General features: G+C 61.7%; 7 protein-coding genes and 1 tRNA gene. 5 read left to right on the top strand and 3 right to left on the bottom strand.

Features of this window, described 5'->3' with window-relative positions:
- A complete protein-coding gene (locus ACNEOT_RS21780; protein ID WP_080729227.1) occupies positions 1-639 on the bottom strand; it encodes a TetR/AcrR family transcriptional regulator in 639 nt (212 codons plus the stop codon).
- A 347-nt stretch (positions 640-986) separates the two neighbouring features.
- Here ACNEOT_RS21780 and ACNEOT_RS21775 point away from each other — a divergent pair, with 347 nt between their 5' ends.
- Both ACNEOT_RS21775 and ACNEOT_RS21770 read left to right on the top strand, forming a co-directional pair.
- A complete protein-coding gene (locus ACNEOT_RS21775) occupies positions 987-2,351 on the top strand; it encodes a hypothetical protein (protein WP_415976685.1) in 1,365 nt (454 codons plus the stop codon).
- 76 nt (positions 2,352-2,427) lie between these two features.
- Positions 2,428-3,807, top strand: coding sequence for a dipeptidase (locus tag ACNEOT_RS21770; protein ID WP_415976684.1), 1,380 nt, complete (start codon positions 2,428-2,430; stop codon positions 3,805-3,807).
- Here ACNEOT_RS21770 and bcp read toward each other — a convergent pair.
- Positions 3,796-4,269 carry a thioredoxin-dependent thiol peroxidase gene (gene bcp, locus ACNEOT_RS21765; RefSeq protein WP_415976683.1) on the bottom strand — a complete coding sequence of 158 codons (474 nt, stop codon included), beginning with the start codon at positions 4,267-4,269 and terminating at the stop codon, positions 3,796-3,798. The genes ACNEOT_RS21770 and bcp overlap by 12 nt on opposite strands.
- Before the next feature lie 77 nt (positions 4,270-4,346).
- Here bcp and ACNEOT_RS21760 point away from each other — a divergent pair, with 77 nt between their 5' ends.
- Together ACNEOT_RS21760 and ACNEOT_RS21755 are read left to right on the top strand one after the other, a co-directional pair.
- Entirely contained in the window at positions 4,347-4,568 is a 222-nt protein-coding gene (locus tag ACNEOT_RS21760) for a DUF3618 domain-containing protein (protein WP_032375974.1), read from the top strand.
- A gap of 92 nt (positions 4,569-4,660) precedes the next feature.
- Positions 4,661-4,734 (top strand) — tRNA-Lys (locus tag ACNEOT_RS21755).
- 1,901 nt (positions 4,735-6,635) lie between these two features.
- Here ACNEOT_RS21755 and ACNEOT_RS21750 read toward each other — a convergent pair.
- Positions 6,636-9,797, bottom strand: coding sequence for a hypothetical protein (locus ACNEOT_RS21750; protein WP_415976682.1), 3,162 nt, complete (start codon positions 9,795-9,797; stop codon positions 6,636-6,638).
- Positions 9,798-9,806: 9 nt separating this feature from the next.
- On the opposite strand from ACNEOT_RS21750, the gene ACNEOT_RS21745 reads away from it, so the two are divergent.
- On the top strand, positions 9,807-10,061 hold the full coding sequence (locus tag ACNEOT_RS21745; protein WP_155289231.1) for a hypothetical protein: 255 nt from the start codon (positions 9,807-9,809) through the stop codon (positions 10,059-10,061).
- Positions 10,062-10,800: the final 739 nt, after the last annotated feature.

The following is a 10,800-nucleotide window of genomic DNA, read 5'->3' as shown; positions in this document are numbered from 1 at the left end:
TCAGGCGTCGTCGGTGTTGACCGAACCGCCGGAGCGCCTGCTCTCCTTCTCTGCGACGAGCAGATACGCCATCATGATGCGCTTGAGCTCGGCGACGGCGTCCTCGTGGCTCTGACCGTCCTGCACCGAGAAGTTGAGCATCGAGTAGACGATGTGCACCAGCACCTGAGCCATCAGGTTGCGGCGGTGCCGAGGGGTACGGGGGGTGAGCGGTCCGAGCATCCGCGAGACCTGGTCGGCGAACTCCCTCTCGTGAATCACCCCGGTTGCACGCGTCGACGGTGTCGATTGCATGGCGAGCCACACTTCACGGCGCGACGGGTCGGTCATCCACATGCCGGCCATATGGTCGACGAAATTGTTGAGGAACCGCACCCAGTCCAAGGACGGGACCTCGCCGTCGAATTCGGCCAGTTCCTGTTGGACTCCGACGAGGTCCTGGCGGTTCAGTTCGCAGACGATGACGTACTTGTTGGCGAAGAACTGGTAGAGCGTGCCGATCGGCAGTTCTGCCCGCGACGCCACTTCCTCGCAGGTGAAGGACTCGAACCCCACGTCACTGAGCAGCTCACGCGAGGCCTGGAGCAACGCGTCGAACTTGCGCTGACTGCGTTCCTGGGTGGGACGCCGTCGTGGCATCAGCTCTTGCGTCTGGGCCGTCGACTCGAGCGCGGCGTCGAGACGGCGCGAGGACTGGGCGCGAGCAGAGGATTCCACCCGGTCAGGCTATCCGGCGCAGGTGCTTGTTATCCACAACAGGCTCGGGCACGCGCGCCGAGGCCGGTGGTTTCGAAGAATCGTGGTGCCGGCGACAACTGTCCGTTCCGATTCCTGTGACAAACCCCAAGACCGTTCCGAACCGATTAAACCGTCAACAGGTATGGTTGAGGGAACAGAATCAATTTCCGTGCAGGGTGACCGTCGTTCGGAACAGCCGAAGGACGTTCATGGTCGGGAGCCTCCACCCTGAGCACAGGGAGACTGCCATGACAACTATCGGTATCGCGATCGAATCCGGCTCGATGCAGTCAGTTCTACTCGAGCCGACCTCAGGCGAGGTACTCGCCGATCGGACGACCCCGCTCGACGCCGACGCGGCGTCGATGCTGACCACAGAGATCGAGGCGATGCGCGCCGAGGCCGCAACATTCGACTCCGACGTTGACGGGGTGGGCGTGGTGTACCGATCCGAGGATGAGCGCACCGAGTTCGCAGCAGCATTGCGTGACGAACCCGCGGTGCTGTCTTCCGCGTCCGATTCGTTCCTCGGCTGGCTCGCTCGCTCCGAAGACTTCGCCGATGCGAGGACAGTTCTCCTGTACTACATGGGCGACGCGGGCGTCTCGATCTCTCTCGCCGACGCGGACGATGCCTTGCTCACGCCAGCGAAGACAGCCGCGCTGGATTCGATGTCGCCCGAGCGAATCGGCAGCACTATCCCATTGGCGTGGGAAGTGGTGGATCAGTCCGGCAAGAAGCCCGACTTCGTGGCCCTGTTCGGTGACTCGTCGAGCAATCGAGACCTGGTTGACATCCTGTCTCTGGGACTGGGCGTACCCGTCGTGCGCGTGGGTGCTGCCGATCAGGTCGCAGCGCGGGGAGCGGCGCTGTTGGCGCATCGAGACATGCAGGCAGAGATGGTCGAGACGGCCGAAGCGCCTGGTGTTCCCGAGACGGTCGAGGCCGCCTCTGTTGAGGCCGCCTCTATCGAGCGCGATGAACCTGCGGTAGCTGTGTCCGGGACTCTCGGGGCCGACAAGGCCGCTGATATCGACCCTGTTGATTCGCCCCTTCCCGTGGTCGCTGCTCCGGTTCCGGCCGTGCCGCCGGTGGTCGGGGCCCAGCGTGCACGATCGGGAAGCTCCGGTCGCAAGCTCGTGTTCGCAGCGGTTCTACTGGCCGGGGTGCTTTCGGCCGGAGTCGCTGTCGCTGCAACGTTGCCCGGTGAGTCCGAGTCCACGGCCGAGCAGAGCGTCGAACGACGCGATGGCGGTGCTGATCTGGTCGGGGCAACCCGGCACGTGAATCCGACGACCACCGACCCGGTTGCGGTCGTGGTTCCGCCGGCACCGGCGATTGCGCCGCCGCCCGAAACAGTGCCCCCGATGACGACTACCGAGCTCGCGCCGACGACGCAGGCACAGGTGACGCAGGATCCGCCGCGTCAGGCAGTGGCGGCCCCGCAGCCGACTCCGGCACCGTCGCCGGCCAAGGTGGACCCTCCGCAATTCACCGTTCCTGTTCCCGTTCCTGAACCGGGCAAGTCGCAGGAACAGCTCGAGCAGGAGGCGTGGGATCGGCACTGGCAGCAGACGGGCCAGTGGTTCGAGCAGGAGTTCTCCGGCCGCTGACGGTGACGTGATGACCGTTACGAGTGATGACAGACTGGCTATCGGCCCGTCTGTCATTTTCTCGTTTGGAGGATTCATGCCCGCCGATGCGCACACCGTCGACGTTCGATCAGCAATCGCATCGGAGATGCCCAGAGCGAAATCGGAGTTGGCGGAGCTGGTCCGGTTCACGTCGGTGCACGATCCTCGGCAATTTCCGGTCGAGCAATGCATCGGTGCGGCGCAATGGGTGCAACGGGCCTTCGTCGACGCGGGCATCCCAGACGTGCAGCTCATCGAGACGGTCGACGGCTCACTGGCCGTGGTCGGCTCGCGGCCGGCACCTACGGGAGCGCCAACCGTCCTGCTGTACTCGCACTACGACGTTCAGCCTCCGGGCGACGGATCACTCTGGGACAGTGAGCCTTTCGAGCTGATCGAAAGGGACGGACGTTGGTACGGGCGGGGTTCGGCCGACTGCAAGGGCAACGTCATCATGCATCTGCTGGCGCTACGGGCGTTGGGGGAGTCACTCGACGTCGGCGTTCGGATCGTCTGTGAGGGTTCGGAAGAGACGGGCACCGGCGGGTTGGAAGCGCTCGTGGAGCAGCGTCCCGAACTGTTTTCTGCAGACATGGTGGTGATCGCGGACACCGGCAATACGAAGGTGGGTTCACCGACGGTCACCACCACGCTCCGCGGTATCGCCAACGTGGTAGTACACGTGGAAACGCTTGCAGGAGAGGCGCACTCGGGCATGTACGGCGGGCCTGCTCCGGATGCGCTCGCCGCGTTGGTGCAGGTGCTCTCGACGTTGCGCAACGAGCAGGGCGACACCGTGGTCGACGGCCTGGACGCAACGCAGACCTGGGACGGAGTCGAGTACGACGCCGAGCAGTTCCGCTCCGACGCCGGGGTGCTCGACGGCGTCGAGCTGGCGGGTTCGGGCTCGGTGGCCGAGGCCGTGTGGGCTCGGCCTGCTCTGACGATTCTGGGGATCGACTGCCCACCTGTCGTGGGTTCGGCTGCTGCGATCTCGCCTCGTGCGTCGGCACGGCTCAATTTGCGGGTGCCACCGGGATTGGATCCCCAGCGGGCTCAGGAGGCGTTGGTGGCTCATCTGGAGGCGCGTACGCCATGGAATGCGCGCGTCACCGTCGAGCGTGAGGCAATCGGGTCGCCGTTCCGCGCCAGAACCGACGGGCCGGGGTATGCGGCGCTGTCCGAGGCGCTCGAGGAGGCCTTCGGGCATCCCATGGGGACGGCTGGGCAGGGCGGGTCGATCCCGCTGTGCAACGCGCTGGCTCAGGTGCTGCCGGACGCCGAGATCGTGTTGATGGGCGTCGAGGAACCTCGGTGCCGGATCCACGCTCCCAACGAAAGCGTGGACCCGACGGAAATCGAGAAGATGGCCCTCGCCGAGGCATTGTTCCTGCAGCGGTTGGCCGGTTCGGCCGGCGGGGTCTCAGACAGCTAGATCGCGGCGGAGCTTGGCGACGTGGCCAGTGGCGCGGACGTTGTACTGCGCCACCTCGATCTTGCCGGCCTCGTCGACGAGGAACGTCGAGCGAATGACGCCCTCGTAGACCTTGCCGTAGTTCTTCTTCTCCCCGAATGCGCCCCACGCCTGCAATGTCGTCTTCTCCTCATCGGCGAGCAACGGAAACGTCAGCTCCTCCTTGTCGCGGAACTTGGCCAGCTTGGCGGGCTTGTCGGGGGAGATGCCGATGACCTCGAGGCCCTCGCCGTTGAGCTCGGCGAGGTTGTCGCGGAAGTCGCAGGCATGCTTGGTGCAGCCAGGAGTGCTCGCAGCCGGATAGAAATACACGATCACCTTCTTGCCTGCGTAGTCGGCGAGAGAGACGCTGTTGCCGTCTGCATCGGGCAGGGTGAACGCCGGTGCGGTGTCGCCCGGCTCGAGCTTGCTGTATTCGGTCACCGCACGAGAGTATCGAAATACCGGCGTGCTCTAGGCTCGAGTACGACCGAGACTATTTGCAACAAGTTGGAGGACACGTGGCCAAGGACACCGACCGAATCGAGCGCGAGATCGAGGCCGCTCGCAATCAGCTCGCCAGCACCCTGGATGAGCTCAGCGTCCGTGCCAGCCCCAAGAACATCGTTGCCAACACCAAGCAGTCCGTGGTGGCCAAGCTCAACGAGCCGGCAGTGAAGTTCACCCTCCTCGGAGTCGGCGCAGTGGTAGCAGTTCTCGTGGTTCGCAGGATCTTCAACTGACGCAACAGGTGCTCCGACCAGCCGATTTCACATCTGGCGGCATCTGCTGTTAATGTTTCTCCCGCACCGCAGAGAACACGCGGTGCGGATCGGCGCCATTAGCTCAGTTGGTTAGAGCAGCTGACTCTTAATCAGCGGGTCCGGGGTTCGAATCCCTGATGGCGCACACCAAGTGCCCCTGAACAGCATATTTGCTGGTCAGGGGCACTTTTTGTGGTCCGGGTACGTGGAGGCGACCGCAAGCTTCGTGAAAATCGACAACCTCCTGACCTGCGGGTTTTGAAGCGGCGGAGGGCCTTTCGGAGACTTGACTCTCAAACGCAAATACTGGGAGTCAAGTTCCGACAATCATGCCGCTGACCAGCGAGTTGCGTGCCGGAGTCGCACCGCCGGGTAGCTGGTGGACGTCTGTGGACACTCCAGTCATCATTTACTCATCACTTTGAGCCACCAACGGCCGGTCTTGGGCCGCCAATCGGCGGGGAAGTCCGGGCGGGTCGATTCATAAGTCCGTTTGGCGTGACGGCAGAACCGCTGCTGATGGCGCGACTTCAGGCCGCGCGGCTTACTTAGCACAACCGGGTGTGGGGCTGAACCCTGAAAACGACGCCCAATTGGGGTTTGTGATGAGCGAGAGGACGAGTATTCGCAGCAATCTGCGCTCACGCCTGTACGTGCATGTTTGGCAGCTTCCTCACCCTTCAGTCCAACCAGCGAACCCCTCCACCCGTAGGGTCCCACTCTTTCGGTAGCAGGAAGCGCGCGACTACTGCGCCTATGGACGCCGTGGCGAGGCCCGGCTGCTGCGCCGCGGCGTAGTGTTCGGAATTGTTTGTGTCGAGCGATGCTGAAACGGCATGGGTAGCGATCTTCCTGCACTACGGCCCGAACGTAGATGCGGTTGTATCCCTACAGCGTTCATGCGCCACGCTGGTCTCGGCGTCTCGGCGTCTCGGCGTCTCGGCGTCTCGGCGTCTCGGCGTCTCGGCGTCTCGGCGTCTCGGTGACGCGCCGAATAGCTCGATAAAGCTGTGCACGTGGATTCTTGTGTGCTCTGTGGCAACGGACATGGTCGAGAGCACGTACTTCCTCAGTGGCTGCTCGACCGTTGGAGGGGTGACGGACCGTTCACGATTGATCATGTCGGTCGTCCTTTGGAGACTGCGAAGGGTTCGCTTAGAACCAGTGCCGAAATGTGGCGCCTGATGCTCGACGCATGCACCACCTGCAACGGACTGCTCAACACTCATTTTGAGGTGGAGGGAAAGCCCGCCTTACGGTCGGTGCTCGATCGTCCAGCCGGGTTGTTGGACGAGATCCAGACGCGGCACTTGGCGCGGTGGGCGGCGAAAACGGTGCTCCTGAGCGTTCATCCGCGCGCGGCGCATAGTTCACAGGCGCGGGAGCTATCGGTAGATCGCGCATCCGTGTGGACTCCATAACCACGGGCCGTTCTCGAAGCATTGGCAGTAGGCGAGCTTCCACACGACCTGTTCGTATGGGCCGGGGTGATCGATCCGGCTGACGGGAAGCCGGAACCTATTTTTGAGCCTACTGACTTATATTCCACGAGCAGAGCCGACGGACTCGGTGGAACCGGTCGCTCTCACTTGATCGGGTTGGCCATGGCTGACGGGCGACTGCTGGCGTTGCAAGTCGCCTACGCTCCGCTGCACAAGTTGATCCATCCATTCGCGTCGTCTGGGTTGGTGACGGAACTCTGGCCGGACGTACCCTCGAGCTTCGACGTAGTGGGACATGCGGCCTTGGAGACTCGAACCAAGGTCGGGCGAGTATTTCGCTAGTCGGGGATAGGTCTTGCTCTGGGTCCTCGCGAAACGCTCTCGATCCAGGGGCCGTTCCGCGGGCCACTGTTCTAAGCGGTGTGAGTTGACTGCCGCGTCGAACGTGCGTTGATTCGTCGCTATTTGCAAGCAGCGCTCTATAGCGTTCTCCACGGGTTTTAGTGCTTTCGGTTCGTGGAGCGGTTCAGCGTGCCACGTCAGTTCTGTCGCATTGTCGACGGTCGGGGCTCAGTTCGGCATTCTGGAGTTTGTCCGTGCGGCCTTATGCCTCGATCTCGTCGTCGAACCGGTTGGAAATCTCGGCTTTTTCCTTTTCGCACCATTCAGCGGAATCGGACAGGACTTGGCGCAATCTGGTGTCAGCCACACCGCCGTGCAGTGCCCGCGACGCGAGAGTGAAGCATTGATCAATTTCCTCAGAGGTGCCGTTGGTCCATCCGAAACTGCTCAGATGTGACGCTTCTGCGATCGACGCTAAGACTGAGTTTGCAACGGCGGGCGACATTGTGTCTGCTCGTTGGAGCATCTGCTCGGCAAGAAACGGCTGCTGGAGTGGCCATACGTCGATACCTGACAGTCCCAGAACGATGGCCTCGAGACCTTCGGCGTCTGCAACGAGCACGGCGCGTTCGATCGACTGAGCCTGTGTGTCGGGCAGTCCGTTGGCGAGTGCAAGTGTCAGAAGCATCGACCGCCGCGACCCGCCGAGGGAACTGTCGACTAGAAACTCTGTGATCACATCGGGGTGGTCGGCAAGACTAGTAGGGAGTTCGTGCAGTTCGACGGCGAGGCCCGGTTTTTCGGCCAGCGTGTGGGAGAGTGCGAGTAGGACAGCTTTGGGGTGTGTCCTGGCAATGCCACCGAGGAGTTGATCGACCGTCCACTCTCTTAAACTGGTTCGGAGGCAGAGATCGATGATCGCTGTAGCGTCCCCGACTTCCAACGACGCGCCCCAACGCGCTCCATCGGTTCCGGCAACTCGATCGAGAATGTCTTCCGCTTGGGTAGGAGAGATTTCGGGTCCAATGAACTGTTCAGCGGCCAAGCGCGGGTCGCGTCTGATGAGAGGGTGGCACGCAACGAGGTATGCGCCTCGAATTTCGGTATCTGGATCGTGGAGTCCGGCTAGGAGTAGGTCGAGGAATGGTCGTCCACGCGCGACCCAAGAGTAGCTGTCGAAGGTGCGTGCCACCTGCAGTCTGATTGCGTCCGTTCGTTGTTCGTCCGATTGCAGCCACATAAGCAGGTCGGATTCGTTGACGATCGACCACGTCTCCAGCAGTGGCCTGATGTGCTCATCCATAACTGACGGTGACTGTTCGCTGATGCCGGTCACCAACACGCCCGCGGCGTCTGGAATGGTATCGGCAACGTAGCGGAAGATCCGCCAGAGGTTGGGGTGATGCCGGGGGAGTAGCCGAACAACGTCCTCAGTAGCGGAGGTAATGCTGACGAGCAGACCGGAGGCGTGGTCTCGCTCAAATACTCCGCCGACAGTTTTATTCAAAAGCCGTTGTGTCCGTTGCTCTTTAACGTCAAAATAGGACGCAGAATCCTCGGCCGCGGGACCATCTCCTGGTTTACTGTCGGACATTTCGCGTTGGAAGGTCTCGAAGTCTGGGACAGTATTGCCGCGCCGCGACTCCATGTCGAATCGGTACTCGTTAAGGAGCAACTCGACGAGGTCGTCGGTGACCACTTGGTCCAGTTCAGTCGCCAGCTCCAGTGCGGCATGGCGGAGCGCCACGGACAACGCATGCTCTGCGTGCCAAGCGACGATGTGCCGAATCTGTCGACGGGCAGCAGCGCTGGGTGTCTCTCGCGCGAGCTTTGCGAGCACTGTCAAAGTTGCGAGATCATCACCCTGCCATTCGAGCACCACTGAATCCGGGACCGTGATACCGAATTGGCCGTAAGGCCGCCTCAGTGCGTTCTGGAGGTGCTCCAAGGCAATGCCGACAAGCCTTGGATTGTCAGTCCGACCCAGGGTGAGCAGCAGATCGCGAAGCTGATCTCGCATGTCACGGGTCGTCTGTGGCGATATCCGGTAAGGCCTCAGCGAGACTTCTCGTGCACCGGTCTGCACGACGTCCCCGCCTTCCTTGGCAAGAAGTGGACCGACTGCGAAAGTAGGGTCTGCGAAGATCTCATCTTGCGCGATGCATCGGCTGACCCAGTTCGCAATTCGGACTGGAACGGTCGCGTCTGCGACTCGGCGGAGGTTCGCGAATTCATCAACAGCAGACGCCACGCTTTTGGGTATCTCCGAACCTGCGCCGCGGTTGATGCTGATCCTCCACAAACCATCCAAGGCCCTTTCCAAGAACTGGGTGTCGGCGCGCGCGCATTGCCCGTACAGGTGAGCGAGTCGGTCTTCGATATCGAAGTCGGTAGGAGTGCTGAGATCGAAGCGTCGTCGAGACTCCTGACCAAGCGCATCATGTGTCAGTGCACCTCGCGTCGGAGGCTCGGTGTCTGTCACCGTCGCGGTCTCCAAACGTTCGTGGATTGCGGCAAGAAGTCGCATTGTCCTGAACGGTTGCAGACGTGCGAAGACGTCGAGTTGGCTGAGTGCATGCGCTACACCGTCTCGGTCGCTGCCGAGCACATCATCGGTAATGGTCGACCAACACGCCTCGAGTACGGTGTGGCCACCCTCGGCTGCAATCCGGGTGTCGAGTTCTGCGAACTTGTTCAGGAGCCGCTTCGGATTGTGGGAATGGAATTTGTTCCAGATCTCGGTAACGAAGTCGGTGTCCTGACCCAGAACCGTGGACTGTTGTTCGATGAGCTGGTCGGACAGTATTTCTGGGATCACCTGGATCATGCTGTCTGTGTGCAGTATTACGCCTCGTTCGACCAATCGTTCCAGCAGCGTGAGTATGTCGGGCTTTGTCAGACCGCAGTAGTCGGCAATCGTTGGCAGTAGTTCGTTGTTCTCCCGCACGCTCAGTGGGCCAATGGCGGCGTACGTCGCGAGTGTCTTCCGAACGGTCGGGGATGAGAAGGTGGCAATGGGCTCGGTCTCGATGTCGCGGTACCGGTTCATCACTGCTCGCTTCAGGTCATCCGAGCGCAGCAGCTGCAGTCCCGAAAGCTCGCGGGTACGGATGAGATTGAGGGCGATTACAGCGATGTGAGGTGAGTGCGTGGCCTGTTGAGTGAGATGGCTTCTGAAGGCATAGTCCACGTTGAGACCGGCGCAAAGTGAACGGACCAGGTCGATTGCCTGCCTACGCTCGAAGGGCTGAAGGACAACTTCTGGTACCTGATCGAAGCCTGATGCGGCGAGGCGGGCTAGCAGATCACGGACGTCGCCCGGTCGGGTGGTCAGCAGGAGTTTGGTTCCGGGCGTCGCATGCGCGTAGGTATGCAGCAGGGTCTGCGTCGAAAGAGACAGATGTGCATCGTCGACTGCGATCACTGCGGGGGTGTGTGGCAGCTCTTCGATTGCGGTGCGATCGACGCTCCGGCCTTGAGAGAGCACGAGTACCGGCCTGCTCCGGTCACTTTGTTCCAAGCGAATGAGCGCCTCGATCAGCACTCTGGATTTACCTCGGCCGCCTGGACCGCTGACGACGACCACCTTCACCTGTGGGTCGCCGACGAGCTGCTCGATGCGGTCGATCTCTTCACTGCGTCCAACGAGTGGACCGACATCGTTGAGGAGATCTCGTGCATTTCGTAGCTCTGCCGCGGCCGACGGTAGAAGAAATGCGTCCTCGCCGGGGCTACGCAGAAGTCGCTTCCGGTACGCAACGCCCCACGTTGCGTCCAGAACCTGTCGCTGTCGATGAAGTGGGGTGTCGTCGAGCAGCGTCCGGAGCCCGTCGCGATCGAGAATGTCCCACTCCGGGTACTTCTTGATGTGCTTCTTGACGGCCGCGGACGCTGCATCAGAGAAGGTCAGGTAGTAAGAATCGGCCTTGAATGTGCATTTCTTGACGATCTCGTCTACGTCTGCCACGGTCAGTGACTTCTGACGTTTGCACTGCCAAGCCGCTGATTTGCCGTCGGACCAAGCCCCTTCGAAGTCGATTCCATCCTGCTTGTCGCCGGGGCGGCCCCAGCGTTGAATGCGGGCAACATGTTTGACCTCGTCGGTGCAGAACCGATGGGCAGACAACAGGCGTTCGGTGAAGTTCTCGAATTCTTGCCACGTCATCTCCCGTGTCGGAAGCAGGCCCTCTCCACCAGGAGCGATCACCGGACCTGAGGTAGCAGTGGTCCGGTTGCTGTCGGATGGGGTGGACACGCTCTGATTGTCGCAGAGCGGACCGCATACTCGGTTCCGCGACAGCGCCATTAAGCAATTCGATGAGCGGCGTCAGATCGCAGTTCGCGACGCGATTCATAACACTCCGCGAACTCTGGTCAGAGCGTCTGGACAGACGGTAGGCAGCCGTTGGTTCCTGGCATACTGACAG

The sequence above is a fragment of the Rhodococcus sp. 077-4 genome (genome assembly GCF_047782425.1).
In the GTDB taxonomy this organism is placed as follows: domain Bacteria; phylum Actinomycetota; class Actinomycetes; order Mycobacteriales; family Mycobacteriaceae; genus Rhodococcoides.
Note: the sequence above shows the minus strand (reverse complement) of the source record. Positions and strands in the feature narration are given on the sequence as shown.

Excerpts from the sequence above, each read along its gene's own strand:
- ACNEOT_RS21780 (WP_080729227.1), bottom strand. The coding sequence starts at position 639 with ATGCCACGACGGCGTCCCACCCAGGAACGCAGTCAGCGCAAGTTCGAC.
- ACNEOT_RS21770 (WP_415976684.1), top strand. The coding sequence starts at position 2,428 with ATGCCCGCCGATGCGCACACCGTCGACGTTCGATCAGCAATCGCATCG.
- ACNEOT_RS21775 (WP_415976685.1), top strand. The coding sequence starts at position 987 with ATGACAACTATCGGTATCGCGATCGAATCCGGCTCGATGCAGTCAGTT.